The organism is Vibrio sp. B183, from assembly GCF_000740665.1.
In the GTDB taxonomy this organism is placed as follows: domain Bacteria; phylum Pseudomonadota; class Gammaproteobacteria; order Enterobacterales; family Vibrionaceae; genus Vibrio; species Vibrio coralliilyticus.
Window position 1 is genome coordinate 60,751 of record NZ_JPQB01000011.1, and the last position, 19,257, is coordinate 80,007.

Sequence of the window (19,257 nt, forward strand, 5' to 3'; positions counted from 1 at the left end):
CTAGCGCTTCACCATCTTGAACATATTGTTTTTCGCCATGTTTTCGGCCACATCATCCGGTAGAGCATCCAAAACTTCATCCCAACGAGATAACACTTCACCCGTAATTTTAAAACGGCCTACAACATCAGAGCCAATCATGAAACGATCGGGATACTCTTTAATCAACGCCACCCACTCTTTCTTCGATTCAGGGCTCGCCAGTATCACATCGCGCAAGCTCCAAGATGCCAAAATGTAGAGATTATCGTAATCATCCAGTAGCTCGCTGACTTCATCGATGAGAAACGACAGATTCTGACGTCGTAGCAGTGTCGAACTCGTCCCCGCGTGCGCCCAGATAAAGTTGGTTTTGCTGTTTTCTTCTAACGCCTCCACCAGCTCATGCTTGTACAACGGATGCGTTTCTCGCTCAGATGTGATGTTGGTATGCAGAATCACCGGCATTTTGTGCTTCGCAGCCACCTGATACACCTTCATCAAAGCAGGATGATTCGCTCTGGCCTGTTCGCCTAACGTCAGCGCAGACAAGCCATCATGACGCGTCAGAATCTCACCAATTCCTTTCCAGAAACCGGGGTCGCTTTCAATCATCTGTTCGACTTGTTCCGCTGCGAACATATCTGTGGGGTTAAAGCCGGTAATAAAAGGAAACAGTCGATCTTGATGCGGCGAGTCTTTCAGTGCTCGGTAGAGAATCTCATCAGTCCGTGAGTAGTAATAGACGGGTGAGTCATCGCCAAATTCATAACGTGGTGCGACAGGATCGTGAGCGTTCCACTTTTTCATAATCGGCAGGCCCATCACAAACGCATGTTCAATGTTGCTTTGATCCATCTTATGCACCAGGTATTTGATGCCATCGGTTCGCTGAAAAAAATCAACATAATGGATCTCGGCATCATTAAAACCGCCGTCATACCCGTTGGCGAATGGGGCTACTGACAACATTAAGCCCGCTAACCATTTTCTGTTCATATTCCCTTCCTGAACGAGTATTACCGTTCACCTCACTGCGATTAAGTATTCAATATAACAATTAACCTGATGATTCAGGCAGATTCATGCCATGTTTTAGACATAAACCGTTTTAATTTAATCGGTTACGGTTTTGGAAAGATAAGCGAGTACCAATCAATGGCAACTAGCTGACAGCAATACTAAGGCAACAACCAGCGAGTACGTCGGGATTTAGACACCATCCAACTCATCACTAGCGCACCAGAACCGCTCAAGACAACCCACACAGGAATCACCCAAGCGGGGTGGCGTTGGTACCAGCCATACTCTTTCATTGGCCAGAGAAAGATCGGATGGAGAATGTAAATGCCAAGACTGTGTTGGCTAATGAAGCCGATCACTTTGTTGGCCTTATCAGGCAAGTTTTCACCAACATAACGACCTAACATGAAAATCATGCTCGCAGCCAGTACCACATTGAGTGTCTTATACGACAGCCATCGCCCTACGGTATATTCTTGTGCTTCAACACTGTTGGTGATGACCGCGTATCCCGTCATGATAAGTGCCGCCACACCCAAGACCGTGAACATGGCTACATAAGGTGCGGTCAGAGGCACTCTTTTATACAGCAAGTACCCTAGAGGTAAATAGCCGCTGTAAAGCCACATTTGATGACTCCAAGGCCCATCAATACCGATTAAAAACAATAAGGTCGTCACCAACCAAATCACTACATAGGAATACAACGAGCTATCACCATACTGCCTGATCACATATTGGAAAAACGGAATGACGAAATACAAAGGAATGAAGTAGTAGAAGAAACCGAGATGATAATAAGTGGCGTGAGAAGCACTATTGGCAAGCACTTGCTTGGTTTCTTCAGGATTAAAACCGTTCAAGCTCCACCCCGAAAGATACGCATAGAACAGCGACCAAACAATAAACGGTACCAAAACTTTGCCTAATCGACGTTTGACATAGTATTTGGCATCAAATGGCCGGGTATCACTGAGCAATAGCGCACCAGTAATAAGAGTGAACACGGGCACCGCCCAACGTACCGCACTGTTTAAACCAATCGCGGTAGCCCACTCTGAGAAGGGGATGCTACCGAGCTCCTGACGATAAGGGGCAAGAACATGAATCGCAATAACTGCCACAGCAGCGACGCATCGCAACAAGTCAAAAAACAGCACTCTATCTCTCATACCGCTACCTTTTGTTCAACACTGGTTGAGCAAAGGTAGCAATAAAAAAGTTGACCAAGGTGTAACCTTGGTCAACTTTTAGCCATAGAATTGTTCTTAATTTAAGCAGTTGCTGTCTGGTTCAACTTAGGTAGCTTGATGGAAATCAGGGTAGTCAGCGCAAGAAATGCGAAGGAAACCCATAGGCACGCAGCCAAACCTGCAACCTGAAATATCCAACCTGACAACACTGTACCAATTAAGCGCCCCACGGCATTCGCCATATAGTAGAAGCCGACATCCAGTGATACGCCATCCCCTTTGGCATAGCTGACGATCAGATAGGAATGCAGGGACGAATTCACCGCAAACACCGCGCCAAAAATCAAGAGTCCAACCACGATAACCAACTGAGGTTGCCAGCCAATTTGCACTGCGTAAGCAATTCCCGCGGTGATCACTGCCAACAAGCCAGCCCACATCAGCGCGGCACTGCCGTCAGGGACTTTACCTTGTGCTTTACCGGTGATCTTAGGGGCAAAGCCTTGGACAAAACCATAAGCAATCACCCAAGTTGCTAAGAAACCGCCAACCCAAAGATGATCCCAGCCAAACACGCTGCCCAGATAGATAGGTAGGGCGACAACAAACCAAACATCTCGAGCCCCAAACAGGAACATGCGCGCCGCAGACAATATATTGATTGAACTCGACTTAGAAAAGATTTGGCTGAATTTAGGCTTGTTTTTGGCTTTACCCAAATCACTTTCAAGACCGATTAAGCTGCCGATCAGAACCAGTGTTAACACACCCGCCATCAGCAACACCGCGTACTTAAAGCCAATCAGAGACAGCAATAAGCCACCGATGAAGAAGCCGACACCTTTAAGGGCATTTTTCGACCCCGTCAGAATCGCGATCCACTTATACAAGGCCCCTTGCTGCTCGTCTGGCACCAGTGCCTTAATGGAACTTTTGGCACTCATCTTATTAAGGTCTTTGGCAATACCAGACAACGCCTGAGCCAGCATCACCCAAGGTATGGTCAGCCAGATATTGGGAACTGCGAGCATCGCCAGTGCCACTATCTGCATCGCCAGTCCAAGGTTCATGGTTTTGTTTAAGCCAAGCCTCGCGCCAAGCCAACCACCAATCAGGTTGGTTACCACGCCAAAGAACTCGTAGAACAAGAACAAGGATGCGATTTCTAACGTGCTGTAGCCCAGATCATGGAAATATAGCACCACCAGCATTCTCAATGCGCCGTCAGTAATGGTGAAGTTCCAGTAATTGAACGTCACCAGCATATATTGACGTACACTCTTACTCAGATTTGCGATCATAGAGTACCCAATTTTCTCTTATGTACAGCGATGGGAGCTTTTGGACACCCATGATCCAAAAGCTCCTCAGGGGTTATTTCGCCGCGACGGCGTTGATGTAATCGACCTGAACAGGTTTGGTAAAGGCACCTGGACGTAGCGCCTGCACCTCTTTGACAATGTCGCTTAAAGGCCACTGTTTTTCTAACAGCAAATGTGCGGCCAACAGGCCCGTACGACCTGACCCGCCCATGCAATGCATCGCAACTTTACCGCCATTATCGACAACCTGATGCAGAGCAGAGCTGGCTTGCTGCCATTTCATGGCAAAGTCATCACCCGGTGCGCAGTCATCCTCAATTTCAATCTGAAACCACTGCATACCTAGTTTTTCTGTCGCTTCACCAAGCTGAGCGACACCTTTGTTCTCTAATTCTGTGTTATCCAGCGCCGTCACTATCGCTTCAACACCTTGCTCTTTTAGCTGCACAAGCGAAGCTTCCAGATCAATGCCTTTAGTACCCGGACAAGGAGTAAGTATTAACGCACCTTGCTCAAGGTCCAATTGCCAAGTTGGATGTGTCATCTCAATTACTCCTTATGCCAAGCCCACTTTACGTACCAACTCAGCAGTACGTGTCGCGTAGCCCATTTCGTTATCGTACCAAGCGTAGATCTTCACCATGCGGCTACCTACCACCATAGTTGATTGAGCATCAACGATGGTTGAACGTTGGTCACCTTTGTAATCAATCGATACCAGCGGACGCTCTTCAAAACCAAGGATACCGTTCAGCTCACCTTGTGATGCCTCTTTAAGCAACGCATTCACTTCTTCCGCTGTGGTATCACGTTTCACATCAAAGATGATGTCTGTGAGTGACGCGTTGGCCAGAGGAACGCGAACCGCGTGGCCGTTAATCTTGCCTTTCAGATCTGGGAAGATTTCCACAATCGCTGTTGCACTACCAGTCGTTGTCGGGATGAGGCTCATGCCGCAAGCACGGGCACGGCGCAAATCCTTATGTGGCGCATCAAGAATAGTTTGCGTGTTGGTCAGGTCATGGATAGTGGTAAAAGAAGACTGCGCGATACCTAATTTCTCATGAATCACTTTAACCACTGGCGCAATACAGTTAGTCGTGCAAGATGCAGCTGTAACAATCTGATGTGCTGCAGGGTCAAAGATATGATCATTCACACCCACCACAATGTTCGCCACGCCTTCTTCTTTAACCGGCGCAGAAACCACGACTCGTTTCACACCTTGAGCTAGGTACTTGTTAAGAATCGAAGTTTTACGGTGCTTACCCGTCGATTCAATCACAACATCACAGCCAGACCAGTCGATGGCATCAATGTCTTTCTCTTGCGTTGTTTTGATAACTTGACCGTTAATTAGAATCTGATCACCTTCCGCTTTGACTTCGTGATTCCAGCGTCCTTGAACTGAATCAAACTCCAGCAGGTGTGCGAGTGTTGCGGCATCGCCCGCGACATCATTGATCTGCACAAACTCTAGTTCTTCCCAATCAAACGCCGCACGCAGAGCCAAACGTCCAATACGACCAAAACCGTTAATTCCGACTTTAATTGTCATCTTTCTATCTCTCTTATTTCAAATTACTGGCAGCAAACAGGGCGAGCCTGAATAGCATGAAGTCTTTCTATATCTTGTTGGTACTCTGTTTTCAGGCAATTAGACGCGACAAGATCATCAATCAGTTTTTTCATCCAACCCGGCAATTCCGCCGACAAACGATAGAACACCCATTGCCCTTGGCGGACGTCAACCAACACACCACTTGAGCGTAGCTGAGCAAGGTGACGCGAAATTTTCGGCTGGCTTTCCTGCAGCGCTTCAGTCAATTCACCCACTGACAAACACTCTTCACGTTCAATCAGCATCAGGCAACGAACTCTTGTTTCGTCAGATAGCAATTTAAAAAACTGATGTGGCAACATTTAAATATACTCATATATGGATATGCGTATATATTTATTTAAACCGAACTGAAGATCAATACCCTATCGGTACTGTCATAAAAGATTCGCAAATGAGGAAAGCCGCCTTACACCAGGCGGTTGATGTCCTGACTCCAGCGCTGCGCTTCAGAAATGCGCGGCATAACGTCATCTACGGATAGGTTCAACTGACGACACGCGTCCTGCATGCCCTGCCAGTCGGCCCGTTCATAGCACTCTTCCAATCCAAGCAAGATGCCATAAGGGCCCTGGCGCTCAAGTAACGCGACCTTAATCGCTTGATTGAGTGGCAACTGCTTAACCAGCTCCTCAAGCGAGAGATCCAGTAACGCATCCAAGGTTGAGAACAAGCCGATAAGAAAGGCCTGTTCACGGAACTGGCTGAATGGGTTCTCGTTTGCCATCAACTGGCAAAACTGAGCGCGTTGCAACGAAAGGTTGTATAGCTCTTTAGGCTTTTTAGCGGAAATAAAAGATGCCACGGCCAATGAAACGAAGATACGAAGTTTGTCTTCACCAAGGTAAACCAAAGCCTGCCTAAACGAAGATATGGTAACTTCGAGCCTCTCCGACATGGTGTTTACAAAGCGGAGCAATTTGTAAGATAGCGCAACGTCTTTGGCCACTATGGCTTCAACCTTCTCGAAGTCGACATTGGTCTGACATACTTCACGAAGCAACTCCATCGCAATCACCTGTTCAGGGCTAATGTACTGCTGACGAATCACTTCGGGCTTACTGAAAAAGAAGCCTTGGAAGAACGAAAAACCCGCCGAACGCGCAGTTAAGAATTCTTCTTCGGTTTCAACTCGTTCAGCAAGAAACTTACGTCGGATCCCACGTGACTTCCGCTCTTGAACAAACTCGCACGCCGCGTCGAGCCCCATCGCCATAATATCGAGCTTGATGATCTGAACAAATGGTAAGAAGCGTTCCCACTCAGGGCTATAAACAAAGTCATCTAGTGCAATCAGGTAACCTGCTGCGTTGAGTTCTTTTATCGCTTCATATAGCTCGTCCGTCGGTGGACAAGTTTCCAGTACTTCAATGACAATCTGCTCTCTGGGCAGCGACAGAGGTAAGCGACGAATAAGGCTTTTATACGGAAAGTTAATGAAGCTGCGCGATTGTGCAAAAGCAGGATTAGTGCCCAGAGACAGGAAGTTCTCGACAATTAAACGATACGTTGCACGGTTAGAATCGACATGAGCTGGGTATGCATTGTTTTCTCCGTCACGGAACAATAATTCATACCCCAGCGTTTGTCTTTTGGCGTTAAAAATGGGCTGGCGAGCCACATAGGTATCGCGCATTGACTGCTACACCTTGAAATTACTTAAGCTTTGGCAGCCGCTAATAATGCCCCACAACCGACAAACATGGAACCAAATACCTTGTTGATCTTACTCATAATCTTATCAGAACGGATAAAACGCCCCATTTGTGCCGCCAAAGAGGTGTAACCCAGCATAACAATCGAGTCGATCACGACGGTTGTCACCCCTAATACCGCCAGTTGCGTCAGCTGATCTTTGGCAGGGTCAATGAATTGCGGAAACAGCGCGACCAAAAATACGATGGATTTTGGGTTGGTCAGATTGATCAGCACAGCATTGCTCATCAGTTTAGTACCGGATAACGCTTCACCTTGAGTGTGAGTCGCCAAACCAGACTTATCGCGCCATTTCTGAATACCTAACCACACTAAGTAAGCCGCACCGACCCATTTAATCACGGTAAATGCAGTTGCTGACTGAGCAACCAAGGCGCCAATGCCGGCACCAACTAAAATAATATGTAACGTCAGCCCAATTTGCAGCCCAGCAATCGCTGAGAGAGATTTACGTGTACCATAGCTCAGACCATTACTGATTGAGTTCACGGTTCCTGAACCTGGAGCGAGGCTGAATACAACAGCTGTAACTACGTAGGCTAACCAAACATGCATATCCATAGTGTTTTCCTCTCGACTAAACTTCCTTAGCCACACATAATTTAGACTTGTTTACTTGTCAGTGTTGATACTAGGCCCCGATATCATGAATGAATCGAGCACCAGCATTAATCCACCTTATACTCAAGAGTCGAATTTTGAGCAAGCAATCAATAACAATATTGCTCAATTGTGGCGCTCTCGTGAGGAAGGCTTCTTTAAGTCCTTTGATAAGACCCGGCTGTTCTGGGTGAAACTTACCTCTCCTGAGCACACCAAAGCGATCGTCGTGGTCAATGGCCGTATTGAATGCACCTGGAAGTATCAGGAACTGTTCTATGACCTGTTCCAACAAGGCTATGACATCTACTCCTTCGACCATCGAGGTCAGGGCTTGTCAGATCGACTGATTGAAGACCAGCAAATGGGTTATGTCGAGGACTTCGAAGACTATGTGCAAGATTTACATGGTCTGATCCAACATTTTGACTTAAGTGGTTACGATAAACGTTACCTGCTCGGCCATTCAATGGGGGGCAATATCGCCACTCGTTACCTACAAAGCTATCCAGATCATTCATTTTCAGCCGTGTCACTCAGTGCACCGATGTTTGGCGTCAATCTGCCCTGGCATCTCAAACCAATCGCAATACCCCTTGGCCAAATCATGACTGCGCTTGCGCCTAAGCCAACTTTTGCCCCCGGTCAGGCCCCCTATTACCCAAAACCATTTGAAGGTAATTTCCTTACTCAAAGCCAGATCCGCTATCACTGGTTTCGTGACCTCTATGAGCAGAGACCAGAGCTGAAAATTGGCGGAGCCAGCACACGCTGGGTGTGGCAGGGATTAATGGCAGCCAGAAAGTGTCACCTGATGACGCGCCAGATAAAAGTCCCATTGTTACTCCTTCAGGCCAGCAGTGACCAGATCGTTTCCAATCAGGATCAGCTCAAATTCATCAAGAAACTGGCTAAAACCAACTATCAGTGCGCGTTAAAGATCATTTATAGCTCGCGCCATGAAGTATTATTTGAAAAAGACGAATATCGCGATCAAGCACTGGATGCCACACTGTCTTTCTTCAATCAGTATTGATAAAAATAGGAAATACTGGAGGGTAACTTTTACCCTCTTTTTCCCCTTTCTGTTCCAGTAGAATAGTCACTCTGCCCTTCTTGGGCTGTTCAACGCATTACGCACGAGGGTGATATGACAGACACACGCAAAGAGACTCCTTTCCAACTGGTTGCTTCCGATCTCGATGGTACTTTACTGGCGCCTAACCACCAGCTGAGTGACTTCTCTAAGCAAACGCTGAACGAGCTACACCAGAAGGGCTATACCTTTATCTTTGCGACCGGTCGTCACCACGTTGATGTTTCAGGTATTCGTCAACTGTCAGGCATCCCAGCTTACATGATCACCTCAAACGGTGCCCGTGTTCACGATCAAGATGACAACCTGATGTACAGCAACAATGTACCGCAAAATCTGGTTCAGCCAGTGATCGATGTGATCAGACAAGATCCTGAGATTTTTATCCATATGTATCAGAATGATAGTTGGCTGCTGGATAGGGACGACGACATGTTAGCGAAGTTCCACAGTGAATCCGGTTTCGCCTATCAACGCTTTGATGGCGATGCGGCGCCAACCGATGGAATAGCGAAAATCTTCTTTACCCATCCAGCTAAAGATCACGACCATCTGGTCAAATTTGAACAACAACTGAATGACAAGTTTGGTGACCAACTCAATGTGGCTTTCTCCACCCCTTGGTGTCTCGAAGTGATGGCTGCTGAAGTATCGAAAGGAGAAGCGCTTAAAGTTGTGGCTGAGTCTCTCAATTTAACGCTGGAAAACTGTATTGCTTTTGGTGATGGGATGAACGATGTTGAAATGTTGTCCATGGCAGGCAAAGGCTTGGTGATGGAGACTTCACATATCAAAGTGAAACAAGCCTTGCCAGATAATGAAGTGATAGGCAGCAACGCTGACGATGCGGTGGCGCACTACCTACATACTCATTTGTTCTAATCTTCACTCTTTAAGAGAGACGCATTATCTTTGCGACGGTAACTTCTCTTTATCCAGTATCGCCTGCCATTCATGCTCACTCACCGGCATAATTGACAGGCGATTGCCACGCTTCACCAAAGGCATGTTTTCCAGCTCAGGCATTGCTTTCATGACTGTTAGTGGGATCAGCCGCTCCGTCTTTCTGACGAATTCAATATCCACCATCACCCAACGTGGGTTGTCTGGTGAAGATTTCGGGTCAAAATAGTCACTCTCAGGGTCAAAGGCAAAATGATCGGGATAAGCCTCTTTGGTTACTTTCGCAATGCCAGCGACTCCCACCTTCTTGCATGAAGAGTGGTAAATCAGCACCAAATCACCCTCTTTGACCTCATCTCGCATCATATTACGCGCCTGATAATTACGTACCCCTTCCCAGCAGGAAGTATTTTGTGTACGAAGTGTGTCAATAGAGAAAGTGTCCGGTTCTGTTTTGAATAACCAATATGCCATAATGACGTCCGAATGATTAAGTATGAGGAAGATATAGCATGAAGGCGTTAAGAAACCCAGTAGCAGTGACGACCTTACTGGCCCTTCAGGCCTGTTCCGGTTTTCAATCCGGTTCGGATCCAGCACACACTCCACAGGCAACGCTGAATGATCCTTCCTCAGTCAAACCTCAAACTTTTGTCATGCGTGGTGAAGTTATCCTAGGTCACGAGGTCCGCTCGATTGTGCCGTGTGGTAGCCAGCAGCAATATTGGCTGGATCTGCCTGAAGATAGATTCCAGCAAGGGATGCAGTTGGTACGTTCCCCTTATGCACCGTTATACGGTGAGGTAATTGGCCACCTTGAGCCGTCGGGCAAGGAAGGGTTCGCTGCCGATTACGCCGCACGCTTCGTGGTCGACAAGATCAACTTACTGACAGCGGAAAATACCCAACGCTGCACACAGCCTGTTCAACCGACGAAAGCCTTTGGTAACGAACCATTCTGGTCAGTTCAATTTGCCGATAGTGCCCTTAAGTTCAGCCAAATGGGCCAAGAAGCACAACAACTTGAACTGACCACGACAAAGATTGAAGCAGACCGCCGCCGCTACACATTCAGCAATGGCCAACTAGAGCTTAACCTACGCAGTTGCAGTGATGGTATGAGTGATAGCCTTTATGGTTGGAGCTCAACACTCACAATCGGCGATAAAACCTATCGTGGCTGTGCGACGCTATCAAACCAAGACACGACCCAACGCTGGGTGGCGACTTATCAGGCTCAAGCAAGCAAAAATGCTCCCTTTAGTGTTTCTCTAGTAATGAACCCAGACCATACAGCCAGCACCACTTACAGCTATCAGAATGGAGGATCGGATACGGTTGAAAAAGGTTTCTGGCAGCAACTGAATCCAAGTCAGGTACAAGTGGTTGGCACACACTTACAAGGCCAGCCTCTCACCTCCGAGCGACTGTATACCGAAAAAGACCATACCCTGACGGCCAAGCAGGAAAAAGTCGGTAGCATGGTGTACGACATTGCTGAAGGCGGACTCACGCTTTACAAAGCGGGGAATGCTCACTCTTCTCAACAAACCGTGGCAGACAGTAACAAAGTCCCGTCGAGTGCTGAGTTCAACCCACAAGTTGATCAAGCTCTACGTGATTACTTCAAGGGAGAGAAGCAGGATCCGACTGGGACGCGCTATCGCTGGCTGACGTACGATCTTAATGGCGATGGCAACACAGAATTGCTGGCTCAGCTCGACTGGTGCGGCTCAGGTGGTTGCACCTTGCTGATTTTCGATAATGTTAAGCAGAAATGGCAATTCAATAGCCGGATTACATTGGTTCAAACGCCTTTAAACTTGGGGACCCAATCTCATAAAAATTGGCGCGATCTGGTGATGTTTGTCAGCGGTGGCGGCGCAGTACCCAACCAGCACACTTTGCAGTTTAACGGTACGCACTACCCCCTCAACCCAAGTGTCGCGCCCGTGGCAAACTACGATGAAATCAGCCCAGTTCAACTGTTTTCTGATGGCCTGACTCCTCATCAGGGAGGCGTCACGCTGTAAGATGCCAACTTCAAGCCCTTGCCCAAACTGTCTGCTGAATCACAACTGTGTTTGTGAGTACTTACCTAACATCAACGTGCCTGCACATCTGGCTATCTTGATGCACGAAAATGAGTGTCAGCGGGAAACCAACACTGGGCAGTGGCTACTGAAAACGGTCCATCCTAGCAGTCGACATATCTGGCAACGCAAACAACCCTGCTCCGAACTGGCTCGACTAGTCAACCATGAGGGTTATCAACCGCTGCTGCTGTTTCCTGGTGAAGATAGCCAGTCCATCAACCAGATGACTCAATACGCAGAGCAGAATGCACACAAGCCTTTATTCATCATTCTTGACGGGACTTGGCAAGAAGCGAGGAAAATGCTGCGTAAAAGCCCTTGGCTGCAGGCACTTCCCAAAGTGCACTTAGCGCCAGCTTCTACATCCAACTATCAGCTGAGGCGCAATCAAGATGAGGGCCATTTATGCACACTAGAGGTGGGGGCAGAAATCATCGGTTCTTTAGGCCAAGAATCACAAGCAGAGCATTTACGGCAGTTTCTCGGTCACTACATGAGAGCATTTCAGGCGGATAAAAGCGGGCACGCGCTAAAATAGCCGTGTTGGCTCCCCCAGATAGAAACCTTGTAAATAGTCGACCCCTAAATCTTCCGCAATCTCACACACCGCTTGGTTGTGAACAAATTCAGCGACCGTTTTCGCGTTGAGTACTTGGCAAAGTTTGACTAATTGCCCGGTTATCTGGCGCTGTTTCGGGTCCGTGTCTATGGTTTTGATCAAACTGCCATCGAGCTTGATGATGTCCGGTTCAAGGCGAATAATCTGATCGATATTGGAATAACCGCTACCAAAATCATCCACCAGCAGACGAACCCCCATCGCCTTAAAGTGTCCGCAGATTTCCGTCATCCTTGAAAAGTCTTTGATCTGCTCAGACTCCAGCACTTCCAGGCCGAGGCGACTTGGATCATTAAGGCGAGCAATCGACTCTTCAAGCAAATAGAGTGTTTTATCACTGAGCATATCTTGCGGCGATAGGTTAATCGAAAAAGGCATAGCCTTGTCCGCCATATACGCCAACGTCGAACTCAACATAAAGCGACTTAGGCGGGTATACAGGTGCGTGTCTTCAATGATGGGCAGAAAACGCCCCGGGGCGATAATTTCGCCTTCATCTTCAATGCGAACCAGACACTCCTGTGACACCATTTCATGAGATTGAGCCGCGAAAATCGGCTGGCTGAAGGTCAAAATACGTTGATTTAATATCGCGCGGCTCACTGACCCCATCAGAGCCAATCGCTCTTGTTGGGCTTCAATCCCTGTCGCACAGTCTTTGGCATTATATAGATGGGTGTTGTGCGCCTTACCTTTACGTCTCGCATCAATCGCGCGCAGCAATAGCTCCTCCCCTTCAATATCCGGAAAGTCCTTCATGCTGGCCAGCCCACCCGTAACAGACACCGATAGGTAATCCATTTCTGGCAGACCGTAAGGCTCAAAATTGATGTGCTCAATCTTATCGGCAAATAGCAGAAACTCTTGGCGAATGCGCTCGCTGCTCTCTTGTGAACTGAAGACCAAGGCCCATTCGGCAATACCGATGTAGTACAACTGACGAAGCGCTGCCTCACCACGATGTGTTTCAAGCTGAACGACAAACAGGTCCGTCAGATCGCGGATTAGCTCGTCCGCCACCTGATAGCCATATTTCTCGTTAACCTGATGGAAGTTAGACAGCTTCAAGGTGATCAGGTGAGTATTGGCATCAGCTCCTCTCACCTCCTCCTGCAATGCCGCCCGATTCTTCAGCCCCGTATGCTTATCGTAACGATAGCTCTCTATCAGTTTTTCCGTTTGGCGGGCAAGCTTTTCTTCAATCTGTTTACGTGTCTCATCCAACTCTTCGATTGAGTGACGGATCAGGTGAAACAAAGGTGAAATCGGGTACTCTTCCTGTAACTGGTGTTGCAAAGGCTGACGATCATTTTCACTCAATGCCACGTAAGTCATACTGTGATGCAAAACTTCCTGCTGTTCATTGCGATACAGCTCCCCCATGCAGTAGGAACCGATACAAGATTCGAAACGATCAAACGGTTTTATTTCGCTGGTACCTTCAATGAACTCAAGGCGAGATTCGCAATTGTAGATAAACACCGCTTCTGGATTGTACTGCGCCAGTTGGGCGGTATTGTGCCTGACTTGCTCTAAGGTCACGGACGGGTGGTTGTAGCAAATTCGTACTTCGTCTCCCACCTCTAAGGGGCTGTCCAACTCCACCACGCCACCGGGATGCAGCTCACTCGGCACGCAGATCTGCTGACGGTTATCGCGTTGCAGTGGAAAGCTCAGCATTTGTTCCAGCGTCAGGGCTTTGCCGTCAGCTAAACGCTGGCGAAACACATCGTAAGCAGGTTCATGATTAAGCGATATCAGCTTATTGCCATTCACAGCGGTCACACGCAATGGGCTGCCAATCGGGTTCCATTCAGCAAACGCACTGCGCCATACTGAGAGTGATTCACCATGTAAGGCGACGGCTATTGATGAATCATGATGAATATCAGTGCCAAGCAGTAACCAAGCAGGCTGGCCGTCAACGCTGGCAGCCAGGCCACCACACACTGGCACATCAGCAATGGGATTAAGTGCCAAGTACAGGTTGTAGTCACGGCCGTTCGTCAACTGGGAAAAGCTGATAATGAGCTTACTCTGCTCATTGAGTTCGAGCTGCTCAGCTAGAGAAACTGCTTCTTTATCCGGGTGACCTTGCAGGGGGACATGGGCAACACTCAATTGAGTACCAGAGAAAACCGATACCGCAATCAGCGTGCTGTGATGGTGAATATCTCCCTGATGGATAACATGACGGGTACTGTGGCCAATAATTTTGGCCTTAGGTAAACGCTGTTTAATCAACTGAGCGTAACTGCCGATCTGGGGTTCATCTTGCGATGACAATAATTGAATCAAAACCGATTGCGATGCGTCATCAGACAAGGAACCAAGAAAGCGGGTGAGCTGTTGTTCATCTCTGATAAGAGCAGAATAGGTATGCATGCAATCGGCCTAAGACGTTATGTTTTTTTGTACTCACTCTAACCTAATTGATGACTGTACAAATGAAAAGCCCTTGTCTATCAAGGCGTAACTTAGTTCTCAATCAGTAGCAGCAATTCCTGTAAACAAGACACTTCAACGTCAGGCAGTGTTCGGGCTCTGCGGTGCTGGATTAAACTCGCGCCCTGATCGTTAAACCAGCACGCCGACAAGCCACGATTCTTGGCGCCTTTGACATCACTAATCAGATGATCACCAACGTGCAAGATGTTGCGAGCTGAGCACTGAAGATGGCTGATGGCTTTATCGAACATCTGTGGGTGCGGTTTCGCGTAGCCATCTGGACCCGATTGAAGGATCAAGGAAAAATATTGAGCCAGACCGATTCGCTCGGCATCCACATTACCATTGGTAATCGCGACTAGTGGTATTTGCTTAGCAAGCTTCTGCATAACCTGATGCGTTTGCTCAGGTACGGTAAAATCGCTGCGTAGCCGCAACACTTCCTGAATCGCCTGCTCAGCGGCGTATTTGGCGTCCACTTGCTCATAGCCAAGGCGATAAAGACCTTGCTCTATCTGAGTTCGCCGCCATAGCGTCATGTCATTGGTCAGCCAGCGGTCAGCGGCTGCCAATTCCATCTTTAACTCATGCCACCAGCTCAGTGGTTTACTCGCAGACATTGGGTGGTGTTTGTGTAGCCAAGCCACCACCTGCGCCTCCACTCTGCGGATCACTGGGCGGTTGTCATACAAGGTATCATCAAGATCGAACGTCATTGCTTCAATGACTGGTAGCTGGCGATAGAAATGCATCAGTCACTCTCTTTCTTTTTAGCTCTGGGGTGAGCTTGGTCGTAAACATCGGCAAGATGCTGAAAGTCCAAATGTGTATAGATTTGAGTAGTGGAGATATTCTCATGACCCAACAATTCTTGAACGGCTCTGAGGTTGTTGCTCGACTCCAGCATGTGGGTCGCAAACGAATGACGTAGCTTGTGCGGACTGATGTGACTAGCAACCGACTGTTTTTGTCCCCATTCGGCCATACGCTTTTGAACGTTACGGTGCGAAATCCGTACTCCCAGTTTAGACACAAACAACGCTGGCTCATCGGTATTGGCTAGCGCACCACGAACTTTGAGCCATTTGGCGACCCATTCTTCGGCCATACCCGCAAAAGGTACCTTACGTTCCTTGTCACCTTTACCCACCACTCGGATCTCTCCGGAAGACAGGCTCACATCACGCACATCGACACTGACCATTTCCGCCAGTCGCAGCCCCGCGCCATACATCAGTTCCATCATGGCTCGGTCGCGTATCGCCAACGGATCATCTTCATTAACTTCGAGTAACTGACCAACTTCATCCACATCGAGGTTTTTGGGTAAAGGCCTTTTCTTCCGCGGAGCAGACACACCCTTGGCAGGATTTGCGGTTAACTCTCCTCTCAAGATCAGGAAATCAAAGAAACTCCGTAATGCGGATAATCGAGTCGCAAGGCTGCTGGCTTTCATGCCATCACGCATACCTTTACTCGCCAGTTGGCGAACCCAAGCTGCGTCAACCTGAGACCAATCTTTCAAGCCCATAGTCACCAAGTGTTGAGCCATGGTTTCCAGTTGTTGTTTGTAATTACGTTGAGTGTGCAGGCTAAGCCCTTTCTCGCTTCTCAAATACTCATAGAAGCGATTGAGAGGGCTTTGTAGTCCGCTAGGCAGAGGTATTGCTGATTCGCTCATGGTCGTCACTTTGCCATGGAAGGGTTTCAATCAGGTGAGAAAGCACCAGTGCAAGATGGCGCAGGAATAAAGTGTCCATATGCGGCTGAAAGTGCCCACCATCATTGCTGGAAAAAGCCAGAATGCCTTGCAGGGACTGCTTGTGCAGCGGTAACACCACATAAGACCCCATCTCAGGTGCGCGGGTATTGTCACCAAACAGCAGTTCTCGATCTGCTTTACGCATTCGCCCTAAATAAGCACTCTTACCATTGAGGTGATTGGTCGCAAAACGTTGGTAATTATCCTTATCGAGTGAGTAATACGCTGACTCACTGTCGAGCAAACGTACATACGCCACCAGCCCGAGAGACTTAGCCATCTCTTCAACGGCTTTGACCGCAGGCAGCAAGGCATCACAAGTCAGGACATGTTCCTGCAAACTCATAAACTCATGAAAAGTACGATCGTTGTTTTTCGCCAACGACATCAGAGTGGTTATCTCTTCTTCCAGCTCTTCAATACGCTGGCGTTGTCTGGTCATTTGAACATGAACCAGCGACACCGCGCCCTGCTCTTTATGAGGTAATGCAAGGCGATCGACTAAATCACTTCTGGTACTAAAAAAATCTGGGTTGTCACGCAAGTATTCCGCGACAACCTCAGCTGTCAGCGCATCAGCTTCAATCTGCGACACGTTCGTTCCTTTATTTATTTTCTTCTTAACAGCTTAGCTGACCATCGAACACATGAGTGGCGGGGCCAGTCATGTAAAGCGGTTTACCCGGTCCTTGCCAGCTGATTTTTAGCGAGCCACCAGGCAGGTTCACTGTGACTTTCTCATCCAACAGTTCTTGCACGATACCCACTGCAACCGCGCCACAAGCACCACTGCCGCATGCCTGAGTTTCACCGGCACCACGCTCGTAGACTCTCAGGTTCACTTCGTTGCGGCTTAATACCTGCATGAAGCCAGCGTTCACTCGCTCAGGGAAACGCTCATGAGATTCCAGCAGCGGGCCTAACGTATCAACGTCGGCAGTTTGTGTATCGTCTACGACCGTCACAACATGCGGATTACCCATGCTCACCGCACCGCAGAACAAGGTCTTTTCTTCGGCACGTAAGATGTAAGTCTTCTCTGTTTGCTTGGCTTTGAATGGGATCTTATTCGGTTCAAATTCCGGTACACCCATATTGACGGTAACCTGATCGTCTTCCTCAATACTGAGAATCATTTTGCCTTTCTTGGTGCTGACACTGATGCTGTATTTATTAGTCAGGCCTTTCATGCGCACAAAACGGGCAAAACAACGGGCACCATTACCGCACTGCTCCACTTCGCTGCCATCGGCATTGAAAATGCGATAGTGGAAATCGGTTTCGGGATCGTAAGGGGCTTCAACCACCAACAATTGGTCAAAACCAACTCCTGTATGGCGATCCGCCAGACGGCGGATCAAGTCAGGAGAAAAGAAAATGTTCTGAGTAATGCAGTCGACGACCATGAAGTCATTACCCAAACCATGCATTTTAGAAAAATGGAAATGCATAAGACTCCAATTACTCCGGAAGAATGTTTTCTAGGGCCCACAAGCTCGACAGCTCTTCACGCTGGCGTACCAAATGCGCTTTATTGCCATCGACCATCACTTCAGCGACACGAGTACGAGTATTGTAGTTCGACGACATCACAAAGCCATACGCACCTGCTGAACGAACCGCAAGCAGGTCATTTTCCTGCAATACCAAAGCGCGGTCCTTGCCAAGGAAATCGCCCGTTTCACAAATTGGGCCAACCAGATCGTATGTCACTGACTCACCTTCACGTGGGTTAACCGGCACGATGTCTTGCCACGCTTGATACAGTGCTGGGCGCATCAGATCATTCATTGCAGCATCGATAATGGCAAAGTTTTTGTGCTCGGTATGTTTTAGGAACTCAACCTTGGTAAGCAATACACCGGCGTTAGCAGCGATTGCGCGGCCTGGTTCAAAAATCAGTTCCAGATCTTGGTGGTTTTCCAGTCTGCCAAGCAATGCCTTAGCATATTCAGATGGCTCAGGCGGCAGTTCATCACGGTAAATAACACCCAGGCCACCACCTACATCAAGGTGTTCAATGTTGATACCTTGCGCTTTTAAGTCATCAATCAGTGCCAGCAAGCGGTCAGTTGCATCAATAAACGGTTCGATGTCTGTCAGCTGAGAGCCAATGTGACAATCGATGCCTTTGATCGTTAAGTTTTCAAGACCTTGCGCAAACTGGTACACCGCAGGTGCACGGTCAAAAGCAATACCAAACTTGTTATCACGCAGACCCGTTGAGATATAAGGGTGCGTATTGGCATCAACGTCTGGATTGATACGCAGTGAGATTGGCGCTTTAACGCCTAACTCACCTGCGACCTTATTAAGGCGCTCTAGCTCTGGCTCAGATTCCACATTGAAACACTTGATACCCAGTTCAAGGGCACGTTTCATTTCAGGCGCCGTTTTGCCAACACCCGAGAAAACGACTTTGCTCGCTTCACCGCCTGCTGCAATAACACGCTCCAGTTCACCACCAGAAACAATGTCGAAGCCAGACCCAAGGCGAGCCAGTGTATTAAGCACACCTAGGTTAGAGTTCGCTTTTACGGCATAACACACCAAGTGTGGGTGCTCACCAACGGATTTATCGAAAGCATTCCAATGGCGCTCAAACGTCGCGCGGGAATATACGTAAAGTGGCGTTCCAAATTGCTCTGCTAAGTCTGTCAGTGGAACATCTTCGGCCCAAAGTTGGCCATCATCCTGATAGTTGAAGTAATCCAAAGTGCTATCCCTTATGTCATTATTTATTGTTGTGAAGGCTGCTCATTCTGAGATGCATCTTCAGGCATGTAGAGAGGACCTGTCTGACCGCAGCCAGCCAAACCAAGAACGGATAAAAGAAACAGAGCGATTAGTGATTTTTTCATGGGTTGTGTCGTGATTAA

Annotated in this window: 20 protein-coding genes; 4 read left to right on the forward strand and 16 right to left on the reverse strand. The window is 48.1% G+C overall.

Annotated features, from left to right (window positions below; translation table 11 throughout):
• From IX95_RS12780 to rhtB, 8 genes are all read right to left on the reverse strand, one after another.
• A complete protein-coding gene (locus IX95_RS12780; RefSeq protein WP_038160657.1) occupies positions 1-978 on the reverse strand; it encodes an amidohydrolase family protein in 978 nt (325 codons plus the stop codon).
• A gap of 182 nt (positions 979-1,160) precedes the next feature.
• The gene (locus IX95_RS12785) at positions 1,161-2,174 is read right to left on the reverse strand and encodes an acyltransferase (protein WP_038160660.1); all 1,014 of its coding nucleotides are present in this window, start codon (positions 2,172-2,174) and stop codon (positions 1,161-1,163) included.
• A 101-nt stretch (positions 2,175-2,275) separates the two neighbouring features.
• The gene (arsJ, locus tag IX95_RS12790; protein ID WP_038160662.1) at positions 2,276-3,496 is read right to left on the reverse strand and encodes an organoarsenical effux MFS transporter ArsJ; all 1,221 of its coding nucleotides are present in this window, start codon (positions 3,494-3,496) and stop codon (positions 2,276-2,278) included.
• A gap of 73 nt (positions 3,497-3,569) precedes the next feature.
• Positions 3,570-4,061 carry a cyclin-dependent kinase inhibitor 3 family protein gene (locus tag IX95_RS12795; RefSeq protein ID WP_038160664.1) on the reverse strand — a complete coding sequence of 164 codons (492 nt, stop codon included), beginning with the start codon at positions 4,059-4,061 and terminating at the stop codon, positions 3,570-3,572.
• A 12-nt stretch (positions 4,062-4,073) separates the two neighbouring features.
• Positions 4,074-5,075 (reverse strand): ArsJ-associated glyceraldehyde-3-phosphate dehydrogenase, encoded by a 1,002-nt coding sequence (locus IX95_RS12800; RefSeq protein WP_019274051.1) that lies wholly within the window; start codon positions 5,073-5,075, stop codon positions 4,074-4,076.
• Between the two features lie 23 nt (positions 5,076-5,098).
• Positions 5,099-5,440, reverse strand: coding sequence for a metalloregulator ArsR/SmtB family transcription factor (locus IX95_RS12805; RefSeq protein WP_019274050.1), 342 nt, complete (start codon positions 5,438-5,440; stop codon positions 5,099-5,101).
• Between the two features lie 107 nt (positions 5,441-5,547).
• Positions 5,548-6,774 carry an EAL and HDOD domain-containing protein gene (locus IX95_RS12810; protein WP_006957321.1) on the reverse strand — a complete coding sequence of 409 codons (1,227 nt, stop codon included), beginning with the start codon at positions 6,772-6,774 and terminating at the stop codon, positions 5,548-5,550.
• Positions 6,775-6,797: 23 nt separating this feature from the next.
• Positions 6,798-7,415, reverse strand: coding sequence for a homoserine/homoserine lactone efflux protein (gene rhtB, locus IX95_RS12815; protein WP_006957322.1), 618 nt, complete (start codon positions 7,413-7,415; stop codon positions 6,798-6,800).
• Between the two features lie 85 nt (positions 7,416-7,500).
• Here rhtB and IX95_RS12820 point away from each other — a divergent pair, with 85 nt between their 5' ends.
• Positions 7,501-8,490 carry an alpha/beta fold hydrolase gene (locus IX95_RS12820; RefSeq protein ID WP_038160666.1) on the forward strand — a complete coding sequence of 330 codons (990 nt, stop codon included), beginning with the start codon at positions 7,501-7,503 and terminating at the stop codon, positions 8,488-8,490.
• A gap of 114 nt (positions 8,491-8,604) precedes the next feature.
• Complete coding sequence (locus tag IX95_RS12825; protein WP_019274047.1) at positions 8,605-9,432, forward strand: Cof-type HAD-IIB family hydrolase; 828 nt, start codon at positions 8,605-8,607, stop codon at positions 9,430-9,432.
• A gap of 24 nt (positions 9,433-9,456) precedes the next feature.
• Here the strand turns inward: IX95_RS12825 and IX95_RS12830 are convergent, their stop codons facing one another.
• The gene (locus tag IX95_RS12830; protein ID WP_038160668.1) at positions 9,457-9,927 is read right to left on the reverse strand and encodes an EVE domain-containing protein; all 471 of its coding nucleotides are present in this window, start codon (positions 9,925-9,927) and stop codon (positions 9,457-9,459) included.
• 38 nt (positions 9,928-9,965) lie between these two features.
• On the opposite strand from IX95_RS12830, the gene IX95_RS12835 reads away from it, so the two are divergent.
• Together IX95_RS12835 and IX95_RS12840 are read left to right on the forward strand one after the other, a co-directional pair.
• A complete protein-coding gene (locus IX95_RS12835) occupies positions 9,966-11,486 on the forward strand; it encodes a COG3650 family protein (protein WP_038160670.1) in 1,521 nt (506 codons plus the stop codon).
• A 1-nt stretch (position 11,487) separates the two neighbouring features.
• Entirely contained in the window at positions 11,488-12,087 is a 600-nt protein-coding gene (locus IX95_RS12840) for a tRNA-uridine aminocarboxypropyltransferase (RefSeq protein ID WP_038160672.1), read from the forward strand.
• On the opposite strand, the gene IX95_RS12845 is transcribed toward IX95_RS12840, so the two are convergent.
• From IX95_RS12845 to lptM, 7 genes are all read right to left on the reverse strand, one after another.
• Positions 12,079-14,553: a bifunctional diguanylate cyclase/phosphodiesterase gene (locus IX95_RS12845; RefSeq protein ID WP_038160675.1), complete on the reverse strand. Its 2,475-nt coding sequence runs from the start codon at positions 14,551-14,553 to the stop codon at positions 12,079-12,081. The two genes, IX95_RS12840 and IX95_RS12845, sit on opposite strands and share 9 nt — an antisense overlap.
• 92 nt (positions 14,554-14,645) lie before the next feature.
• Complete coding sequence (gene yigB / locus IX95_RS12850) at positions 14,646-15,368, reverse strand: 5-amino-6-(5-phospho-D-ribitylamino)uracil phosphatase YigB (RefSeq protein WP_038160677.1); 723 nt, start codon at positions 15,366-15,368, stop codon at positions 14,646-14,648.
• Complete coding sequence (gene xerC / locus IX95_RS12855; protein WP_019274041.1) at positions 15,368-16,297, reverse strand: tyrosine recombinase XerC; 930 nt, start codon at positions 16,295-16,297, stop codon at positions 15,368-15,370. The genes yigB and xerC overlap by 1 nt, the downstream gene beginning before the upstream one ends.
• Positions 16,269-16,973: a DUF484 family protein gene (locus IX95_RS12860; protein WP_038160680.1), complete on the reverse strand. Its 705-nt coding sequence runs from the start codon at positions 16,971-16,973 to the stop codon at positions 16,269-16,271. The genes xerC and IX95_RS12860 overlap by 29 nt, the downstream gene beginning before the upstream one ends.
• 25 nt (positions 16,974-16,998) lie before the next feature.
• Positions 16,999-17,829: a diaminopimelate epimerase gene (gene dapF / locus IX95_RS12865; protein WP_006957331.1), complete on the reverse strand. Its 831-nt coding sequence runs from the start codon at positions 17,827-17,829 to the stop codon at positions 16,999-17,001.
• A gap of 10 nt (positions 17,830-17,839) precedes the next feature.
• Positions 17,840-19,093, reverse strand: coding sequence for a diaminopimelate decarboxylase (lysA, locus tag IX95_RS12870; RefSeq protein WP_038160683.1), 1,254 nt, complete (start codon positions 19,091-19,093; stop codon positions 17,840-17,842).
• Between the two features lie 23 nt (positions 19,094-19,116).
• On the reverse strand, positions 19,117-19,239 hold the full coding sequence (gene lptM, locus IX95_RS27065) for an LPS translocon maturation chaperone LptM (protein WP_006957333.1): 123 nt from the start codon (positions 19,237-19,239) through the stop codon (positions 19,117-19,119).
• Between the last annotated feature and the right edge of the window lie 18 nt (positions 19,240-19,257).